Here is a 20,509-nt window from a genome sequence, read left to right on the forward strand (position 1 = left end):
ATGGGACCGTATTTTGGTGATTTCGGTGGGCGTTTTATTTCCGAAGCGCTCGTGCCTGCGTTGGACGAAATCGACGAAACCTGGCAAAAAGCGATGGTCGACCCCGAGTTTAAAGACGAACTGGCCCGCCTTCAGGCTGAGTACGTGGGTCGTCCCAGTTTGTTGACCGAAGCGACCCGGTTTAGCGCTCACTGCGGGGGAGCGCGCGTGTTCCTCAAGCGCGAGGACCTCAACCACACGGGAAGCCACAAGATCAACAACGTCATTGGTCAGGCCCTGCTCACCAAGCGCATGGGTAAAAAGCGTGTGATCGCTGAAACTGGGGCTGGTCAGCACGGTGTTGCGACGGCTACCGCGGCTGCGCTCTTTGGCCTGGAATGCACGGTGTACATGGGATATGAGGACACCCAGCGGCAGGCGTTGAACGTGGCGCGTATGCGCCTTTTGGGCGCCGAGGTCGTTGCCGTGAAGAACGGCACCGCCACCTTGAAGGACGCCATGAACGAGGCATTGCGCGACTGGGTTGCCAACGTTGCGGATACGCATTATTTGATTGGGACCGTCGCTGGGCCACACCCGTTCCCGGCCATGGTGCGCAGTTTTCAGCGGATCATTGGTGATGAGGCCCGCGCGCAGATTCTGGAAGCGACGGGCCAGTTGCCGGATGCCGTGTGCGCGTGTGTGGGTGGCGGATCGAACGCGATGGGGATCTTCGCAGCGTTCTTAGATGACTCCGACGTTCAGCTGTACGGGTTCGAAGCTGGGGGAGACGGTATCGACACGGGTCGCCACGCTGCACGTTTCTCCGGTGGTAGGCCAGGTGTGCTCCACGGTTCAAAGACCTACATTTTGCAAGACGAGGACGGCCAGACGCTCCCGTCGCACTCCGTGTCAGCCGGTCTGGACTACCCGTCCGTGGGGCCGGAACACGCGCACCTGTTCGACTCTGGTCGTGCGATTTACGAACCCGTTGTCGACGACGAAGCCATGGAAGCGTTTAAGCTTTTGTCGCGAACCGAAGGAATCATCCCAGCTATTGAGAGCTCACATGGGCTTGCAGGCGCCATGCGTGTGGGGAAGCGACTGGGTCCAGATGCCACGATTCTGGTGAATCTGTCTGGCCGTGGCGATAAAGACATGACCACTGCAGCGAAGTGGTTCAACTACATTGACGAAGGGGCGACGCAAGCATGACCGCCGTGAGTGAACTACTGGGTACAGTTGCCAACCAGGGTCGTAGTGCCGCTCTGATCGGTTACTTGCCCGTGGGCTACCCAACGGTCGATGAGTCGATTGAGGCGATGGTGGCACTGGCCAAAAACGGGTGCGACATCGTTGAGGTGGGCATGCCGTACTCTGATCCCGGCATGGATGGTCCGGTGATCCAGCATGCGGCTGAAACCGCGCTCGAAAATGGGGTCCGCACAGAAGACTTGTTCCGCGCGGTTTCAGCAGTTGCTGAGGCCGGGGCACTGCCCGTGGTCATGACGTACTGGAACATCGTCTATCAGTACGGAGTCGAAGCATTCGCCAAACGCCTGCACGAGTCCGGAGGCGCGGGGATCATCACCCCGGACTTGATTCCGGACGAAGCACACGACTGGATCGACGTGGCTAGCCGCTACGACCTCGGCCGGATCTTCTTAGCTGCGCCGTCGTCCACGCCTGAACGCATTGCCACGATTGTGAATAGTTCAAGCGGGTTCGTGTACGCGGCGTCGACCATGGGTGTCACTGGCACGCGTGACTCGGTTGATTCGCACGCCCGTAACCTGGTTGAACGACTCAAGTCAGCCGGGGCCCAGCACGTGTGCGTGGGCCTGGGTGTGAACAACGCCCAGCAGGTCGCCGAACTTGCCGAATACGCTGATGGCGTTATTGTGGGCTCGGCGCTGGTAAAAGCACTCACCTCCGGAGGGCCGGAAGCCGTGGGTGAACTCGCCGCGTCACTGCATACCGGAACACTGAAGGAACCTACCGCATGAACGGAATCCCGTCACCCACATGGAGTGGGTTTTCGCTTGGACCTCTGACGATCCACGCGTACGCGCTGTGTATTCTGACGGGAATTGCGGTTGCTCTGTGGCTCACCAACAAGCGGTGGATCGCCCGTGGCGGAACGTCCGACGACCTGTGGAACATCGCCGTGTGGACGGTGCCAGCGGGAATCATCGGTGGGCGCTTGTACCACATCTTTTCTACCCCGGCGCCGTACTTTGGCCCCGGTGGTGACCCTGTAGCCGCGCTCTACATTTGGAACGGTGGCTTAGGCATCTGGGGTGCCGTTGCGCTGGGTGTTTTGGTCGCGTATCTGGTGGCCCGGCACTATGGGATTCGGTTCTTGTCCTTCATTGACGCGGCCGCCCCGGGGCTGATCCTCGCCCAGGCGATTGGCCGCTGGGGAAACTGGTTCAATCAAGAACTGTTCGGAGCGCCCACGACTCTTCCATGGGGACTGCAGATCGACCCGGCCAGCCCCAACTGGCCCGACCCCTCACTCCCTGCAGACACGCTGTTCCACCCCACGTTCCTGTATGAAAGCGTGTGGAACGTTATTGGCGCGGTGCTCCTCATCTGGGCAGGCACAAAGTTCCAGCTCAAGCACGGGCAAGTGTTCTACGCCTACATCTGCTACTACACGCTGGGTCGCGTGTGGATCGAAGCACTGCGCATCGACACGGCAGAACACATCCTGGGCTTGCGACTCAACGTGTGGACATCCATCCTGGTGTTCGTTCTTGGCGCGGTGCTGTTCATCGTGTCCCGGAGCCGCTACGGTGCGGGCACAGACGTTGCCCACTCACGTGAGCGGGTCGCATACGACGTCGCCGCGAAATCGCACGACAACCCGGACGACTTCCCGCCCTACACTCGCGGAGCCACAGCTCCCGGCGTTCGCGAAGTGGGCTTTGGCCCTCAGACCATGTCGCTACCAATCGTCGAAGAAGCGGAGCCTGTAAGCGATAAATCATTCGGCTTTTACGGGGCTGTCACGTCTACGATTTCGATCGTTCCGCAGGTTCCAGATAAACGGGGAGACCAGACGCGCTGAGTTCGGGTTATTCGGGTTAGAGTGGCAGTATGAGGCACGCGAAAATTGTCGCAACACTAGGTCCCAAGCAAGATTCATACGAAGCAATCCGTACACTCATCGACGAAGGCACCGATGTCCTTCGTTTCAACTTCAGTCACGGCACCCACGAAGACCACCAGCGTCGCTATGAGTGGGCCCGTCGGGCGGCACTAGAAACTGGGCGCGCAATTGCAATTCTGATCGACTTGCAAGGCCCTAAGATCCGCCTCGGTGAGTTTGAGACACCTGAGCCCATTGCACTGGAACGCGGCGACCGGTTCACCATCACAACACGCGATGTCGTTGGCACCCGCGAACTTTCCGGCACCACGTACAAGAAGCTCCCCACGGATGTCGAGGTGGGGGACCCGTTGCTCATTGACGACGGTCGCGTGCGGTTGCGCGCCGTCGAGGTGACGGATACCGAGGTCGTCACCGAAGTTGAGGTTCCCGGCAACGTGTCGAACCACAAGGGGATCAACCTTCCGGGCGTTCCCGTGTCCGTGCCCGCCCTGTCGGAAAAAGACGTTGAGGACTTGCGGTTCGGTTTGCACATGGGTGCGGACTGGGTGGCTTTGTCGTTCGTGCGCGACGCACAAGACGCGGCCCACGTTCGCCAGATCATGGCGGAAGAAGAAATCTGGATCCCGGTGATCGCAAAACTCGAAAAGCCACAGGCCGTGGAAAGTTTGCGGGATGTCGTGGGTGCCTTTGACGGCATTATGGTCGCCCGAGGTGACCTGGGAGTCGAACTGCCCCTCGAGCAGGTGCCCATTGTGCAGAAGCGGGCCATCGAGTTGTGCCGTCGTCAAGCTAAGCCGGTCATTGTTGCCACGCAGATGCTGGAGTCGATGATCGATGAGTCGCGTCCGACGCGCGCCGAGGTGTCCGACTGCGCGAACGCCGTGCTGGACGGGGCCGATGCCCTCATGCTCAGTGGTGAAACCGCAGTGGGAACGTATTGGAAAGAAGCCGTGCGCACCATGGCTTCGATCATTGAGTCGACTGAAGCGCATGGCCTGGAACGCGTTCCGCCCTTGGGAACCGAACCGCACACCCGCGGTGGCGCAATTACGGCAGCGGCTGTTCAGATTGCACGTCAGCTCAAGATCGACCTGTTGTGTACGTTCACGCAGTCGGGTGACTCGGTGCGTCGCATGTCGCGTATTCGCGCAGACAAGCCCATCCTGGCTTTTACCCCCGATGTTCGCGTCCGCCACCAGCTGGCTCTGTCATGGGGTGTGCGCACGTTCTTGGTCAACCCCATGCGCCATACGGATGAAATGGCGCGTCAGGTCGATGAGATCTTGTTGAGTTCTGGTCTGGCTGAGGACGGACAGCTGTGTGTCATCGTTGCGGGTTCGCCTCCAGGAATTGCTGGATCTACGAACGCTCTGCGCGTTCACGCGGTTGGGGACACCATTAAAGGTGTGGCTCCGGTGTATCGCGAAGATCAGGATCGTAACCAATCCGGTGGTTACGGGGAGATTCCAGAACCGCCCACGGGTTCGCAACACGTGATCCGTGAGGACTGATGAAGGGAAAGCCTGGGCATTAGCCCAGGCGAGTACCGGATGTGGGACTCGAACCCACACGTCTTTCGACAACGCATTTTGAGTGCGTCGCGTCTACCAATTCCGCCAATCCGGCATGGCTCTCGCGATGAGAACCTAAGTAACAGTACCAGATGTTTTACGGTCCTTACCAATGTGAACTAGGATGAGTAGCGTGTCTAACTCAGAAAACGCGTCAGCAGAATCGCATCCAGTCCGACGAGTAGTCGTAGCAGAAGACGAATCGGTCATTCGTCTCGACATTGTGGAGATGCTCCGTGAGGTTGGTTATGACGTCGTCGGCGAGGCTGCCGACGGCGAATCCGCAATCCACCTCGCCGATGAACTGCGCCCAGACCTCGTGGTCATGGACATCAAAATGCCCAAGATGGACGGCATCACGGCTGCAGAACACATCGCAAAGGCCCGGATCGCTCCCGTTGTCCTGCTCACTGCATTTTCACAGAAGGAACTCGTGGACCGGGCGCGCGACGCCGGCGCAATGGCATACGTTGTCAAACCGTTCACCTCGGCAGACCTGGTTCCAGCCCTGGAAATCGCCCTGTCACGTCACGCAGAAATCACGGCTCTCGAAGCCGAAATTTCCGACCTCACCGACCGTTTTGAAACCCGCAAACTGGTGGAACGCGCCAAGAGCCTGCTGATTTCAAACATGGGGCTGACGGAACCCGAAGCCTTCCGGTGGATCCAGAAGACCTCGATGGACCGTCGCCTCACCATGCGTGAAGTTGCCGAAACGGTTCTCAACCAGATCGAAAAAAACTAATTCGAAAAGAACTAGTTCCACAAGAACTATTTGGACTCACGTCGCAGGAAGTTCGTGATCCGCACGATCGACAAGAGGTTCCCGTCGTCGTCGGTCATGCGCACTTCGTGGTTGATGATCGTGCGACCCGCGTGAATAGTCTCTGCGCGTCCATGCACTGTCCCTTCTCGCGCGGCACGTACGTGTGTCGCGTTGAGGTCAACACCCACCACGGGGCGCCCGTCGTTGCGGGCAAACGCATGCATCGACGCCAGTGATTCGGCCAACACCACGTGTCCGCCCCCGTGGAACAGGCCCATGGGTTGCAAGTTTCCAGCCACGGGCATGGTTCCTTCAGCAAAGTCGTACCCAATCCGCGTCAACTGCATGCCTGTGCGCTTCATGATTGTGTCGTCGCCAATATGGCCGACCTTTTTCAACACGGCGTCGAACTCTTCGGGGGTCATGTCTGGTGTGAGCATTGGCATGGCTACTCCTTTGGGCCTGTGAGCTATCGTGTGAGTGTGAGCTCTCTACTTCTGATTGACGGACATTCTTTCGCTTACCGTGCTTATTTTGCGTTGCCTCCCGAGAACTTTTCCACCTCGACCGGGCAAACCACAAACGCAGTGTACGGATTCCTTTCTATGTTGCTCACCGTGCTCGAAAATGAGAAGCCTGACCACGTAGCGGTTGCTTTCGACCTCGGGCGGCAAACGTTTCGGCTCGACGAATACCCCGAATACAAGGCCGGGCGGGCCCGCACACCGGAAGACTTCCCCGGTCAGGTGGACCTCATTCAGGACATGTTGCGCGCGCTCAACATCCCAGTCCTCACACGGGAAGGCTTCGAAGCAGACGACATCCTGGCAACGCTTGCCCGGCAGGCAACAGACCGAGGAGTCACCACCCAAATCGCGTCCGGCGACAAGGACTCGTTCCAGTTGGCCTCAGATACTGTGACTATTCTGTACCCCAAGCGTGGCGTGTCGGAGCTCAACCGGTTCACACCTCAGGCAGTTGAAGACAAATACGGTGTGACGCCTGCGAACTACCGTGGCTTGGCGGCCCTGGTGGGAGAAAAGGCCGACAACCTCCCCGGCGTGCCCGGGGTAGGTGAAAAAACGGCAGCCAAGTGGCTAGCGAAGTACGGCGACCTCGACGCGATCATCGACAACGCTGAGGACATTGGCGGGAAAGTGGGCCAAAGCCTGCGCGACCACCTCGATGACGTCAAACGAAACTACCGTCTCAACAAGCTCGTCGAAGACCTCGACCTCGACATCGACCCACTGGACACCCAGGTGGGGGAGGGCGCGCACCACGACCAGGTCACCGCGCTGTTCGACCAGTTGGAGTTCCGCCAGCTGGCTGAGCGGGTGAACGCCCTGTTTTTCGCTGACGTTGAGCAGGTCCCGCAGGTTGAACTGCCCGAGGTCGTCGCCACCTCGGGCGCGGACCTTCCGGCGTGGTTGGACGCGTCGGAAGAGCCCGTGGGCTTCGCACTCGAAGATGACACGCTGGGACTTGCCAGCAACGACTCCGCAATCTGGGTCGACTTCACCGATCTCGACGAGAAAGCGTTCAGCGCCCTCGACACCTTCCTTTCGACAAAGCGGGTAGTCGCACACGACGTCAAGCCGCAGGTACACGCGTGGGTCGAACGGGGGTTCACACAACCTCGGCCCATCATGGACACCGAACTTGCCGCCTACCTACTCGCACCCGACGCACGCGGTTACAGCCTCGCGGACATGGCCAGCGACCTCGGCGTGGTTATGGACGAAGACCGCGACCTGCTCACCGATGTGGGAGAACAGTTGGGACACCGCGCGTGGGTCACGGTGGCGCTGTACCCGCGTTTGCGTCAGGACCTGGAACGCAATCACCTGCAGGATGTTTTCGACGACATCGAGATGCCCACACAGGAAATCCTGGCGCGCATGGAGATTGCGGGCATCGGCATTGACCAGCCGGTGTTAAACGAGCTCATCACAGAGTTTGAGGCAGCGGCTCAGCAGAGTGCGTCGGAGGCGTATGCGTCGATTGGGCACGAAGTGAACCTAAATTCGCCCAAGCAGTTGCAGACCGTGCTGTTCGACGAACTCAATATGCCCAAGACCAAACGCACCAAGACCGGTTACACCACGGATGCCGACTCGCTTGCGGACCTGCTCGTCAAGACGCAGCACCCGTTCCTCGAGCACCTCCTGGCCCACCGCGACCGCACCAAACTCAAACAAACTGTGGTGGGACTGCAAAAGGTTGTGGCCGACGACGGACGCATCCACACCACGTATCTGCAGACGGTGGCGGCGACCGGACGACTGAGCTCAAAAGACCCCAACCTGCAGAACATTCCGGTCCGCACCGAGGCCGGGCGACGTATCCGTTCCGTGTTCCAAGCAGCCCAAGACGACGGGTACGAAAGCCTCATGAGCGTGGACTATTCGCAGATCGAAATGCGCATCATGGCCCACTTGTCAGGTGACGAAGCTCTCATTCAAGCGTTCAAGGACGGCGAAGACTTGCACCGGTACGTGGCTGGGCAAGTGTTTGACGTGCCCATTGAAGACGTCACTGACCAGCAGCGCTCCAAGGTCAAGGCCATGTCCTACGGACTCGTCTACGGTTTGAGCGCGTACGGGCTGTCGCGCCAGCTAGGCATTCCAACGGGCGAAGCCAGCGCACTCATGGATGACTACTTCGCGCGCTTTGGGGCCGTGAAGGAATATCTGGACCAGGTGGTCGAAGAAGCACGCGGACGTGGGTACACCGAAACCATGTACGGTCGTCGCCGGTACCTGCCACAGTTGCGATCAGACCGTCGCCAGCTTAGGGAAATGGCGGAACGCGCAGCACTCAACGCGCCCATCCAGGGCAGTGCCGCCGACATTATGAAAATAGCCATGAAGCGGGTCGATGACGCCTTGCAGGAGGCCGGACTGAAGTCCCGCATGCTCTTGCAGGTCCACGACGAAATCATCCTGGAGATCTGGGCTGGTGAAGCGACCCAGGTTGAAAAACTCGTACGCGAGAACATGAGCCAGGCGGCCCAGCTCAGCGTGCCACTCGATGTGAACGTGGGCGTTGGGCCCAACTGGCAGGACGCCGCGCACTAAGGCAACACAGTCGAGAAAATCGCGGTGCCCGGCATGAGCTCACCGCGCAGGGGTGACCAGCCACCCCACGCGGTGTGGTTGTCCTTGGGCCATTCGGGTTCGGTGATGCCACGCAGTTCAAAACCTGCATCCACAATGAGGTTCACCCAGTCGCCAATCGTGCGGTGGTGTTCCGCGTAGATGGGGTTGCCTGAACTGTCGAGCTCCACATACGGGGTTCGATCGAAGTACGAGTACTCCACGGTCAGCCCGGCCTCCGACGGTACGTCAGGGAACATCCAACGCAGAGGGTGGGTGACGGAAAACACCCACGCTCCACCCGGACGCAAGACACGGGCAACCTCACTGAGAACGACCTCGGCGTCCTTCACAAAAGGCAACGCCCCATAGGACGAAAACGCCACATCAAACGAGCCGGACGGGAACGGAAGCTTACGCGCGTCAGCCTGCAAGAACGTGGGCTCAACGGCGCCGCCGGTGAGAGGTTGCTCACGGCTGAGACGCGACGCCTGCTCGAGCATACCGGACGACAAGTCCACGCCGGTCGCAAAACCGCCCTGCTTAGCGATCCACCGCGAACACTGGCCGGCGCCGCACCCAACTTCCAGCACGTACTTGCCGGACACGTCGCCCAAAAGCCCGGCGTCGGACTCGTGAACGCCCTCTGGGCACCAGATGAAGTCGGACGCGCCCAGGAAGCTACCGTGTTCAGCGAGGTACTCCGAAGCCGAGCCATCCCAATACGTGCGGTTCGCGCGCACCGAGGTTTCTTCGTCAATGGGGATGTAGCCCCCGGAAATGATCTCTGCTGTGCTTTCGGTCTCGTCCACGCTTCACCTTTCATGGGCGTCTGACTACTGCCGAGGTGGTAGGCAGTGTCGCTGTCAAGAACTGCAAGATAGTGTTACACTTTCTTAGCGTATGCGCGAACTGTGCAATGTGCGCTGTTTACGTCATACATTGTCCATGTTGTCAACCATATTCCTGGTGACTCACGACAGACCATGAACGTGAATTACTGGGTGTAAGTCCATTTACGGAGTCCCTACCTTTATGACCACCACCACGCCGGAAACGGCGAAGAACTCGCAGGTTGCCGTTAACGACATCGGCTCTGCTGACGAATTCCTCGCGGCCGTAGACGAAACCATCAAGTACTTCAACGACGGAGATATCGTTGAAGGAACCATCGTCAAAGTAGATCGCGACGAAGTTCTGGTCGACATTGGCTACAAGACGGAAGGAGTCATCCTTTCGCGTGAACTGTCGATCAAGCACGACGTAGATCCAGCAGAGGTCGTCGAGGTGGGAGACCCCATCGAGGCTTTGGTTCTGACCAAGGAAGACAAAGACGGTCGCCTCATGCTGTCCAAGAAGCGCGCACAGTACGAGCGTGCTTGGGGAGACATTGAGAAGGTCAAGGAAGACGAAGGTGTCGTCACCGGTACCGTCATCGAAGTTGTCAAGGGTGGACTTATCGTTGACATCGGGCTTCGCGGATTCCTTCCTGCATCCCTCGTTGAGATGCGTCGCGTCCGTGACCTCGCTCCCTACATCGGCCAGAAGGTCGACGCTAAGATCATCGAACTCGATAAGAACCGCAACAACGTTGTTCTGTCGCGTCGCGCATGGCTGGAAGAAACCCAGTCCACCGTTCGCCACGACTTCCTGCAGACCCTCCAGAAGGGCCAGGTTCGTCCGGGTGTTGTTTCCTCGATCGTCAACTTCGGTGCATTCGTGGACCTGGGTGGCGTAGACGGTCTGGTTCACGTTTCCGAACTGTCCTGGAAGCACATCGACCACCCCAACGAAGTTGTTACCGTTGGCGACGAAGTCACCGTCGAGGTTCTCGACGTGGACATGGATCGCGAACGCGTCTCCCTGTCGCTCAAGGCAACTCAGGAAGACCCATGGCAGCACTTCGCTCGCACGCACGTTATCGGACAGATCGTTCCTGGTAAGGTCACCAAGCTCGTTCCATTCGGTGCGTTCGTTCGCGTTGAAGACGGAATCGAAGGTCTGGTTCACATCTCTGAACTTGCTGTTCGCCACGTTGACCTGCCTGAACAGGTTGTTTCGGTTGACGAAACCGTCTACGTCAAGGTTATTGACATCGACCTCGAGCGTCGTCGCATCTCGCTGTCGCTCAAGCAGGCTAACGAAGGTGTCGACCCTGACGCTGAAGAGTTCCTCGACCCAGCCCTGTACGGAATGGTTCAGGAATACGACGAAGACGGTAACTACAAGTACCCAGAAGGCTTCGACCCAGAAACCCAGGAATGGATGGAAGGGTACGACGAACAGCGCGAAGCTTGGGAACAGCAGTACGCTGCCGCTCAGGCCCGTTGGGAAGAGCACAAGAAGCAGGTTGCACGCGCAATCGCCGCCGACGCAGAAGCCGTTGCTGAAGCTCCAGCCGAGCCTGCAGCTAACTACAGCACGGAAGAAGCAAGCGACGAAGGTACGCTGGCCTCTGACGAAGCTCTCGCAGCTCTGCGCGAAAAGCTCGCTGGTAACTAATAGCTCTGTGTAGAAGGCTCCCGCACCGCGGTGCGGGAGCCTTTTGCATGCCACGAATTCCCGTGTTCACCTCCGACCCTTTGGACTGCCCATGACTGTCACCCGCTGGATCCCGTCACGCACACGGTTGCGTTCCTGGCTCACTGATTCACGCCGGGAATGGTTTTTGTTCTTTGCCGTGTGCGTTCTGCTGTCAGTTCTGACATACGGGCGCTTGGTGGGTGACATGGGGCATCGCGTGTTCGCCAGCAACGACGACTCGTCCCTGTTCATCTTCTGGTTCGCCCATGCAGCTGACGTGGTGCTGTCCTGGATTGGTTTAGGCTCCGGGGAACGAAACCTGCTGTACACCACTTCGATGAACTACCCGGCAGGGGTCAATGGCGGGTGGAACACCTCGGTCATGGGACTGGCCGTGCCACTGGTTCCCGTGACGCTGGTGTGGGGGCCGGTTGTTGCGTACAACGTAGCGATCATGTGCGCCCCGGTCGCGTGCGCGCTGGCGGCCGCGTGGGCAGTCGCGCAGTTCGTGTCGCGCCGGCCAGCCTTTGTTGCAGGAATCGCATACGGCTTTTCCACGTATGTGATCGCGCAGTCTGCCGGCCACTTGAACCTGGCTTTTGCGGTGTTGCCGCCTCTGGTAGTTGGGTTCGTGGAAAGGTTAGTGACCGGCCGAGGTCGTACCTGGGTGAATGCGGTTCTGCTGGGCTGTGCGGTGGGCTGGCAGTTCTATCTGTCGAATGAACTCTTGGCGCACACGTTCCTCATGGCAGTGGTGCTTCTTGTTGTCACAGTTGCTCTGCGGTGGACAGAGTTTCGCGAAGGTGTACGTCGTATCGCTGTAGGTGGTGCAGGGGCGGTAGGCGTCGCTGTTGTGTGCGGACTGCCCTTGTTGATCACGATGTTTGCTCTTCCAGGGAAGCCTGAAGGTCCCATTCGTCCCCATGGAATTTGGAATAACGACCTTTTGGACCCCGTGACACCGGGAAAGTTCACCCTCATATCTGCCGGGCGAGAGATTCAACGTGTGATTGGTATCGATGACGCCGAGATCGGGGGATACCTCGGGTGGCCGTGGCTTTTGACGGTCGCCGTGATCGTGGTGGTTCTTGGTATCAACCACGCGATGTCGGCTCGCGTTCGCACCTTCGCGGTGGTTGCCGTTGTGATGTTCATTTTGTCGATGGGCTCACCCATGTTTGTCAACGGAACTGCCACCGTGAACACCGGTCCGTTCCGTTTGGTTGAAAGCACACCGGTTCTGGAAAACGTGCTCCCCATGCGCATGAGCGTTCACGTAGCGCTCATGCTCGCACTGCTGTTGGCGATCGCATGGCACACGGTTCGCCCGCGTTTCACCCCGCTCCTGGCGGTGGCGACGGTCCTCATCGCGCTGACAACCACCTCGGGAACGGTAGAAACACGCAACATTGCCTACCCCAGCTTCTATGACGACGCCGTTCGTGAGCACATTCCGCGGGGCTCGACCGTGAAAATGATGCCCCGGCCGGTGGCGTCCGCGAGCCCTCACAGCAACGAATCGCTCGTGGGGCAGGCAGTGTCCGGCATGTGGTTCAAACAGGTGGACGGGTATTTCATTGGATCACGTGAGAACGTACCGGTGGCGTACCAGTCGGAAACGACTCAGCTGGACGAGATCATGAAGGATGACGCGATGCCGGAACCACACCAGGTGCGTGAAGCTGTGGAGGAGCTTCGCGGGGAGGGCGTGGAGTACGTCGCGGTGACGGACTCGGGTGCTGGGCTTAAACACCCGGCGAGCGATATTGCACGCGCAGTTTCGGAGTCGTCCAATGCTCAAGTCCAGTTCGTGGGCGGGGTGTACGTGATCCAGTTGTAGGCGGGTGGAGCGTCTACCATGGTGTGCATGGTGATGCTCATTGGCCTGACAGGCGGAATCGGCGCAGGAAAATCCACAGTGGCTCAGCTGTTTGAAGAGCGGGGCGTGCCCATTGTCGATGCGGACGCGATTGCCCGCGACGTGGTAAAGCCGGGGGAGCCCGCACTTGCCGAGCTGGTGGAACACTTTGGGGACAGTATTCTGGGCGCAGATGGCGAGCTCAACCGTGGGAAGCTCGCAGAAGTCGCGTTCGCGGACGCTGAGTCGCACGAAGCCCTGAATGCCATCATGCACCCAGCGATCAGTGCGGAAACGTCAAAGCGAATCGACGCGCTACGCGGTGAACACTCAGTGATTGTCCACGACGTTCCACTGTTGGTAGAAGCCGGTTTGGCAGGGAACTACGACCTGACCGTCCTGGTCGATACCCCGGCTGAAGTTCGCTTGCAGCGGCTCACAGAGCTCCGTGGCATGGATTCAGAGGACGCGAAGAAACGCATCGCCGCTCAGGCCACGGATGAACAAAGGCGCGCGGTGTGCGATGTTGCTCTCGACAATTCGGGAGACATCGAACACCTGCGCGCCCAGTTCGAACAGATGTGGGAGCGGTTTATCTCACGCGAGTGACGCAGTCACGTCAATATCGACACCCTTGAGGGCGCGTGAGACCGGGCAGTCCTTTTTAGCGCGCTGCGCGATCGTTTCGAAGTTGGCTGTTGCAAGTCCTTCAACGCGACCCACGGTGTACAGATGAATCTTGGTGATGCCCTTCTCCGGATCAAAGGTGACATCTGCACCGGTGGAAATCGATTCGACTGCGACACCTTCTTGAGCCAGCAGGTTTGCCAGAGCCATGCTGTAGCAGCTGGCGTGAGCCGCACCCAGCAGTTCTTCTGGAGTCGTTGCGTCTGCAGACGGCGCGTTTTCTGAACGGGCCTTCCACGTGAGAGGGAAGTTGCCTAGCTGTGACGAGTTCAGCGACACGGTTCCGTTGCCGGACGCAAGTGAACCCGTCCACGTTGCCTGAGCCTTAGAAATGACGGACATAAGAAGCCTTTCTGTTAGAGAGCTACTTTCATGCTAACGTCACCGGGCGTGATGTGCGTGTTCACGCGTTAGGCTTGGAGAATGATGGTGATGAAGCCAGGGTTGTCCCGGTTACTTGCATGTGTGGGCATAGTTCTGCTTGCCGTGGTCTGGTATTTAGTGGGGTGGATGCTTGCCTCCGGTTTTCCACACTATGGCCCTCTGATTTGCGCGACCATTGGTACGTGTTCATATTTCCTGTGGTCGTGGAAATACACACCCGGGCTGGCGCTGGTACTTACGGGAGTCACAGCCCTCGTTACGACCTCGGTGGGTCTCATCGCGATGAACCCGATTCCTTTTTCTGCTACATAGTCCGTTCGCGCGGGTCCGATCTACTCGGTTTTCCTCACGCGTTAGGCTGGGAGAATGAGCACTGAGCCGAGCACTCCTGCCAACATTCCCGTTCCGGCGATTGGGCACCGCCCTGACGTGCAGCGGCGCGTCGCCCCGTTCGAGGTGGTTAGCGAGTACAGCCCGTCGGGTGACCAGCCAACAGCGATTGAGGAGATCGCGCGCAGGCTCGACGACGGCGAAAAAGACGTCGTGCTCTTGGGTGCTACCGGTACCGGTAAATCGGCAACCACCGCGTGGCTGATCGAAAAAGTCCAACGACCCACGCTCATCATGGCGCCCAACAAGACCTTGGCCGCGCAGCTGGCCAACGAGTTCCGACAGCTTCTGCCACACAACGCGGTCGAATACTTCGTGTCGTACTACGACTACTACCAGCCAGAAGCGTACGTTCCACAAACCGACACATTCATCGAAAAAGACTCGTCTATCAACGATGAAGTGGAACGCCTCCGCCACTCGGCAACCAACTCACTGCTCACCCGACGCGACGTCGTCGTGGTCTCCACCGTCTCCTGTATCTACGGTCTGGGAACCCCAGAAGAGTACGTGGACCGGATGGTCTCGCTCGACGTCGGTGAAGAAGTCGACCGCGATGAGCTGCTCAAACGCTTCGTCGAAATGCAGTACACCCGCAACGACATGGCGTTCACCCGCGGAACCTTCCGGGTACGCGGCGACACGGTCGAAATCATCCCGCAGTACGAAGAACTCGCCATCCGCATCGAATTCTTCGGCGATGAAATCGAAGCACTTCACACCCTGCACCCACTCACAGGCGAAGTGATCCGTGACGAAGACATCGTGCACATTTTCCCCGCTTCCCACTATGTGGCCGGCGAAAACCGGATGGGTAAGGCGATCGCAGCGATCGAAGACGAACTGCAAGTGCGCCTGGCGGAACTTGAGAAGCAAAACAAACTTCTCGAAGCGCAACGCTTGAAAATGCGCACTACATACGACCTCGAGATGATGCAGTCGATGGGATTCACCTCGGGTATTGAAAACTACTCGCGGCACATTGACGGGCGCGCGGCAGGCACCGCTCCCAACTGCCTGCTGGACTACTTCCCGGAAGACTTCCTGCTGGTCGTCGACGAGTCCCACGTCACCGTGCCACAGATCGGTGGCATGTACGAAGGCGACATGTCCCGCAAACGCACGCTGGTAGAGCACGGCTTCCGACTGCCCAGCGCCTTGGATAACCGCCCGTTGAAGTTTGACGAGTTCCTCCAAAGGATTGGCCAGACCGTCTATCTGTCAGCGACCCCGGGTGACTTTGAACTCGAACGGTCCCGAGGTGTCGTCGAGCAGATCATTCGCCCTACCGGTCTGGTGGACCCCAAGGTCACCGTCAAACCCACGCGCGGACAGATCGACGACCTTCTGGGGGAGATCCGCGACCGTATCGAGAAAAACGAGCGTGTTCTGGTCACCACGCTCACCAAGAAAATGGCAGAGGACCTCACCGACTATCTGCTTGAACACGACATCAAAGTCCAGTATTTGCACTCGGACGTGGACACGCTCAAACGCGTTGAACTCTTAAGTGAACTGCGCGCCGGCGTGTTTGACGTGCTCGTAGGTATCAACTTGCTTCGTGAGGGTCTGGACCTTCCTGAGGTGAGCCTCGTAGCGATCTTGGACGCCGACAAAGAAGGGTTCTTGCGGTCGTCCAAGTCACTCATCCAGACGATTGGACGCGCCGCTCGTAACGTCAACGGTGAAGTACACATGTACGGAGACACCATCACTCCGAGCATGCGGGAAGCGATCGACGAAACCAACCGTCGTCGCGAGATCCAGCTCGCATACAACAAAGAGCACGGAATTGACCCCAAGCCTCTGGTCAAGAAGATTGCAGATATTACGGAACGCCTGCAACGCGAAGACGAAGACACACGCGAACTGCTCACCGAGTTTGATTACGGCAAGGGCAAACGTGGATTCAACTCTGTGAAATCTGACACGCTCAAACCCGATGTCACGACTGCGCCCAGTGAAAATCTCGCAGAACTGGCTGCCCAACTCACTGAACAAATGCACGAAGCGGCCGAACAACTTCAGTTCGAGCTGGCTGCCCGCCTGCGTGATGAACTCCAAGACATCAAGAAGGAACTGCGCACAATGCAACGCGAATCCTAAGAGGATCAGCTAGACTGAAGAAGTTTGCGAAGGGGAGTATCCCATAACGAGACTTCGTCATCACGGTGTACAGGCACCCGGAGTCTAGGCGTCACACACGCGGGAGAGACTTTCGAGTAATCGACGAAAGGCTCGCATGTCTACAGCTTTACCCTTGTGGTTCGAGGTCGGTTCGCTGATCGTCCTCGTGCTCCTCTTGGTCTTTGATCTTCTGATCATTCTCAAACGACCACACATCCCTTCGATGAAAGAAGCCACCGGGTGGGTGGTGTTCTACGTGGTCTTGGCACTCATCTTCGCGGGACTGATGTTCGCGATTGGCGACACGGACCACGGCGTTGAGTTCTTAGCGGGTTGGCTCACCGAATACTCGTTGTCAATCGACAACCTGTTCGTCTTCGTGATCATCTTGAGCAGGTTCTCGGTCCCCAAGAAATATCAACAAGAAGTGCTCATGGTGGGCATCATTGTTGCTTTGATTTTCCGCGGCGCCTTCATTCTTGCCGGGGCATGGATCATCGAATTGTTCGTGGGCGTGTTCTACATCTTCGGTATCTTCCTGCTCTACACCGCGTTTAAACAGGCATTTGGTGATGAAGAAGAAAGCGACGAAGACACCGGCTTCGTGAAATTCCTTAAGAAGCGGATCAACTACACCGACGAATACGACGGCAACAAACTCCGCACCAGAGTGAATGGTGTGAAGCACTGGACGCCCATGTTGCTAGTGTTCCTCGCGGTTGGAACTACCGACGTGATGTTCGCGCTGGACTCAATTCCCGCGATCTTCGGTATCACCCAGAGCCCGTTCATTGTGTTTACCGCGAACTTGTTCGCTCTCATGGGTCTGCGTCAGCTGTACTTCCTGCTGGGTGGTCTCTTGGACAGGCTCGAATACCTCAAGTACGGGATCGCGGCGATCTTGGCGTTCATTGGTGTCAAGCTCATCCTGCACGCCATGCACGAAACCTGGTTCCCGGGTGTTCCCGAAATCAACACATGGGTATCACTGGGCTTCATCGTCTCCGCGATGCTCATCGCAACGATCGCAAGTCTGATCAAGGCGCGTCGCACGCCAGACCGCATTACGTTCGGTTCGATGACGCACCACGAAAAAGACGACAGCTAGGCCCACATCGACTAAGCCTTAGCAAACGGTCCGAACACCGGGTTCCAGGGACGCACCTGCGTGGACGCGATCACTCCGATCTCCGCGTAGGGGTCCTGGGCTAACAGATCCTCCACATTTGCTTGATCGTCCGTACGGAAGATCAAGAGCCCGCCAGGCTGGTCCTCTGACTCCAGCGGGCCAGATGCGAGCAGAACGCACGCTTCGTTCAACCGCTTCTGCCACGCGCGGTGCTCAGGACGCGCGTTCATGCGGGTCTCGGTGTCGGGTCCGTATTCGTAAACAACGGCAAAAGTCGCCATGTGTGCCTCCCTGTTAGGGTCGATATGTAGACGAAATTGATGGAAAGTTGTTCGCCTTGCCACATCTTTATCGTGTCCCGGAAGAGTTCGCAGATTCCGACACGCTTTTTGAGACATTTGTCGAGTACACAAAGGACACGGGCATAACGCTGTACCCAGCGCAAGAAGAAGCAATTCTGGCGATCCTCACCGGCGACAACACCATCATGGCAACGCCCACAGGCTCAGGGAAATCGATGGTTGCGTTAGCCGCCGCGTTCTTTGCGCTGTGTCGCGGACAACGCACGTACTACACCGCGCCCATCAAAGCGCTCGTGAGCGAAAAATTTTTTGACCTCACTCACATCTTTGGCGCTGAGAACGTGGGAATGGTGACAGGCGACTCCACCGTCAACGCAGATGCTCCCATCATCTGTGCAACAGCCGAAATCCTCGCCAACCAGGCCCTGCGCGAAGGCGCCACCTTAGACGTGGGCATGGTCGTCATGGATGAATTCCATTACTTCGCCGACCCGCAACGCGGATGGGCGTGGCAGACACCCCTTCTCACCCTCCCCGCCGCACAGTTCGTCCTCATGTCGGCGACCCTGGGGGACACCTCGGCGATTCAAAAATCCCTCACCGAACTCACCGGACGCGAATGCTCACTCATCACGTCCGCCCACCGGCCGGTACCACTCAGCTACGCCTACTCGGAAGAACCACTCCACGAAACCCTGAGCAAACTGGTGCGCGACAACAAAGCCCCCATCTATGTGGTGTCCTTTGCGCAAGCCGCCGCGGTGGAACTGGCCAGCAGCGTGGTCAACGCCAACCTCGCAACACGTGAACAGCGCGAAGAAATCGCAGAAGAGATCCGCGGGTTTGGGTTCTCTAAAGGATTTGGCGTCACACTCAAGCGGATGCTCTTGGCGGGAGTGGGAGTCCACCACGCCGGCATGCTCCCCAAATACAGGCGACTGGTTGAACACTTGGCGTCGAACGGAAAGCTGTCCGTGATCTCGGGTACGGACACGTTGGGAGTGGGAATCAACGTGCCCATCCGCACCGTGGTGCTCACCGGCCTCACCAAATTCGACGGGTTCCGCCAACGTCGCTTGCGGGTCCGCGAATTTCAACAGATCGTCGGGCGAGCCGGGCGCGCTGGATTCGATACAGAAGGTTTTGTGGTCGCCCAAGCGCCCGAACACGTCATTGAGAACAAGAAGGCGCTACTCAAGGCCGGAGACGATCCCAAGAAACGCCGAAAAGTGGTCAAGAAGCAAGCTCCGGAAGGATTCGTGAACTGGTCAGAAACCACGTTCAACCACCTGGTCGAAGGCAAGCCCGAAGAACTCAAGAGCCGCATGCGCATTACCCACTCAACGGTAATCAACTTGCTCAGCCGTCCTCACGCCAGCGTGGACACCGTCAAGGACTTCATCGATTCCAGCCACGACGACAACACCCTCGATATGTACCTGCGTGCCCTGCGCATTGGGCGCAACTTACTGGACGCAGGCGTGATCGAGCGTCGCGTGGTGGGGGACCGGGTCGAATATGCGCCCGTGAAAGATTTGGGACCACAGTTTGCGCTCAACCAGCCACTGTCGCCGTTCGCGCTTGCCGCGCTGGAACTGTTCGACCCCGAATCCGACACGTACGCGATGGACGTCCTCTCAGTGATCGAAGCGACCACCGAGGTGTCCTACGCAGTGCTCAAAGGCCAGCTCAACCGGATCAAACGCGAAGAGTTGGCGGCGCTCAAAGCTGACGGCGTCGACTATGCCGAACGTATGGAGATCCTGGACGAAATCACCTACCCGCAACCCAACGGAGAGGTTCTTGAAGAAGCCTTTGACGCGTTCACCCACAACGCGCCGTGGCTGCGCGAAATCGGCATCACCCCCAAGGCCGTGGTTGCCGACATGGTGGAACACTCGATGAACTTCTCCCAGTTCGTCAACTACTACGGGCTAGCCCGCGTTGAAGGTGGGCTCCTGCGGTACCTCACGGACGTGTATCGCTCGCTCGTGCAGAACGTGCCCCACGACCTGCGCAATGAAGAACTCACGTCCATCATCGAATGGTTAGGTCCCACCGTGATGCGAGTGGATTCCTCGCTGGTGGAAGAGTGGGAAGCGCTCAAGAATGCCGGGGATGAGGCCGAGGTGTTACCCGCCTTGGATATGTCCCGCACGTTCTCATCTGACACCCAGGCGTTCACTCGCGCCGTGCGGAATGCCATGTTCCACCGGGTCATTCTGGCTGAGCGGGCGGCATATGACGCGCTGGGAGACCTCGACGGAGAATCCGGCTGGACACAGAAGAAGTGGGAAGACGCAATCGAAGATTTCTACGACGAATACGGCGACCTGGGCGTGAGCAACGACTCGCGCGGACCCAAGTTCTTCACGCTTCTCGACACAAACGATGAAGAATGGACGGTTCGTCAGATCCTTGACGACCCGGAAGGGGACATGGACTGGGCGATCACTGCGCGCGTGGATCTGCCCGCGAGTGACGAAGCCGGCGAGGTCGTTGTTGAGATCCTTGACGTAGGGCCGCTGACTGGGAGCTGAGGTGTTCTGCCTTGCAATTGAGGACTGAGGTTCGCAC

16 protein-coding genes and 1 tRNA gene are annotated in these 20,509 nt (G+C 58.4%); 12 read left to right on the top strand and 5 right to left on the bottom strand.

Features of this window, described 5'->3' with window-relative positions; translation table 11 throughout:
- Genes trpB through pyk form a run of 4 tightly spaced genes read left to right on the top strand, consistent with a single transcriptional unit; the run spans position 1 to position 4,608 of the window.
- A complete protein-coding gene (gene trpB / locus JOE56_RS10745) occupies positions 1–1,194 on the top strand; it encodes a tryptophan synthase subunit beta (protein ID WP_204515960.1) in 1,194 nt (397 codons plus the stop codon).
- Entirely contained in the window at positions 1,191–1,985 is a 795-nt protein-coding gene (gene trpA / locus JOE56_RS10750; RefSeq protein WP_204515961.1) for a tryptophan synthase subunit alpha, read from the top strand. The genes trpB and trpA overlap by 4 nt, the downstream gene beginning before the upstream one ends.
- Entirely contained in the window at positions 1,982–3,052 is a 1,071-nt protein-coding gene (gene lgt, locus JOE56_RS10755; RefSeq protein ID WP_204515962.1) for a prolipoprotein diacylglyceryl transferase, read from the top strand. Before trpA ends, lgt begins: the two co-directional genes overlap by 4 nt.
- Positions 3,053–3,081: 29 nt before the next feature.
- On the top strand, positions 3,082–4,608 hold the full coding sequence (pyk, locus tag JOE56_RS10760; protein WP_204515963.1) for a pyruvate kinase: 1,527 nt from the start codon (positions 3,082–3,084) through the stop codon (positions 4,606–4,608).
- 33 nt (positions 4,609–4,641) lie between these two features.
- Here the strand turns inward: pyk and JOE56_RS10765 are convergent.
- A tRNA-Leu gene (locus JOE56_RS10765) sits at positions 4,642–4,723 on the bottom strand.
- Between the two features lie 69 nt (positions 4,724–4,792).
- On the opposite strand from JOE56_RS10765, the gene JOE56_RS10770 reads away from it, so the two are divergent.
- Complete coding sequence (locus JOE56_RS10770; RefSeq protein ID WP_102238053.1) at positions 4,793–5,413, top strand: ANTAR domain-containing response regulator; 621 nt, start codon at positions 4,793–4,795, stop codon at positions 5,411–5,413.
- A 26-nt stretch (positions 5,414–5,439) separates the two neighbouring features.
- Here JOE56_RS10770 and JOE56_RS10775 read toward each other — a convergent pair whose 3' ends face one another.
- A complete protein-coding gene (locus JOE56_RS10775) occupies positions 5,440–5,880 on the bottom strand; it encodes a PaaI family thioesterase (protein ID WP_204515964.1) in 441 nt (146 codons plus the stop codon).
- 30 nt (positions 5,881–5,910) lie between these two features.
- Between JOE56_RS10775 and polA the strand changes: the two genes are divergently transcribed.
- On the top strand, positions 5,911–8,514 hold the full coding sequence (gene polA / locus JOE56_RS10780; protein ID WP_204515965.1) for a DNA polymerase I: 2,604 nt from the start codon (positions 5,911–5,913) through the stop codon (positions 8,512–8,514).
- Here polA and JOE56_RS10785 read toward each other — a convergent pair.
- Entirely contained in the window at positions 8,511–9,344 is an 834-nt protein-coding gene (locus JOE56_RS10785; RefSeq protein ID WP_204515966.1) for a class I SAM-dependent methyltransferase, read from the bottom strand. The genes polA and JOE56_RS10785 overlap by 4 nt on opposite strands.
- 223 nt (positions 9,345–9,567) lie before the next feature.
- Between JOE56_RS10785 and rpsA the strand changes: the two genes are divergently transcribed.
- From rpsA to coaE, 3 genes are all read left to right on the top strand, one after another.
- Positions 9,568–11,034, top strand: a complete 1,467-nt coding sequence (gene rpsA, locus JOE56_RS10790) for a 30S ribosomal protein S1 (RefSeq protein ID WP_204515967.1) — start codon at positions 9,568–9,570, stop codon at positions 11,032–11,034.
- Between the two features lie 91 nt (positions 11,035–11,125).
- On the top strand, positions 11,126–12,895 hold the full coding sequence (locus JOE56_RS10795; RefSeq protein ID WP_204515968.1) for a YfhO family protein: 1,770 nt from the start codon (positions 11,126–11,128) through the stop codon (positions 12,893–12,895).
- 27 nt (positions 12,896–12,922) lie between these two features.
- Positions 12,923–13,522 carry a dephospho-CoA kinase gene (coaE, locus tag JOE56_RS10800; RefSeq protein ID WP_239530433.1) on the top strand — a complete coding sequence of 200 codons (600 nt, stop codon included), beginning with the start codon at positions 12,923–12,925 and terminating at the stop codon, positions 13,520–13,522.
- On the opposite strand, the gene JOE56_RS10805 is transcribed toward coaE, so the two are convergent.
- Entirely contained in the window at positions 13,511–13,942 is a 432-nt protein-coding gene (locus JOE56_RS10805) for an OsmC family peroxiredoxin (RefSeq protein ID WP_204515970.1), read from the bottom strand. The genes coaE and JOE56_RS10805 overlap by 12 nt on opposite strands.
- Before the next feature lie 408 nt (positions 13,943–14,350).
- Between JOE56_RS10805 and uvrB the strand changes: the two genes are divergently transcribed.
- Positions 14,351–16,480, top strand: coding sequence for an excinuclease ABC subunit UvrB (gene uvrB / locus JOE56_RS10810; RefSeq protein WP_239530434.1), 2,130 nt, complete (start codon positions 14,351–14,353; stop codon positions 16,478–16,480).
- Positions 16,481–16,616: 136 nt separating this feature from the next.
- Positions 16,617–17,609, top strand: a complete 993-nt coding sequence (locus JOE56_RS10815; RefSeq protein ID WP_102238045.1) for a TerC family protein — start codon at positions 16,617–16,619, stop codon at positions 17,607–17,609.
- An 11-nt stretch (positions 17,610–17,620) separates the two neighbouring features.
- On the opposite strand, the gene JOE56_RS10820 is transcribed toward JOE56_RS10815, so the two are convergent.
- Positions 17,621–17,911, bottom strand: a complete 291-nt coding sequence (locus JOE56_RS10820; RefSeq protein ID WP_204515971.1) for a YciI family protein — start codon at positions 17,909–17,911, stop codon at positions 17,621–17,623.
- 47 nt (positions 17,912–17,958) lie between these two features.
- On the opposite strand from JOE56_RS10820, the gene JOE56_RS10825 reads away from it, so the two are divergent.
- Positions 17,959–20,472, top strand: a complete 2,514-nt coding sequence (locus tag JOE56_RS10825) for a DEAD/DEAH box helicase (protein WP_204515972.1) — start codon at positions 17,959–17,961, stop codon at positions 20,470–20,472.
- The last annotated feature ends 37 nt before the right edge of the window (positions 20,473–20,509 follow it).

The sequence above is a fragment of the Brevibacterium paucivorans genome, from assembly GCF_016907735.1.
Classification (GTDB): Bacteria; Actinomycetota; Actinomycetes; order Actinomycetales; family Brevibacteriaceae; genus Brevibacterium; species Brevibacterium paucivorans.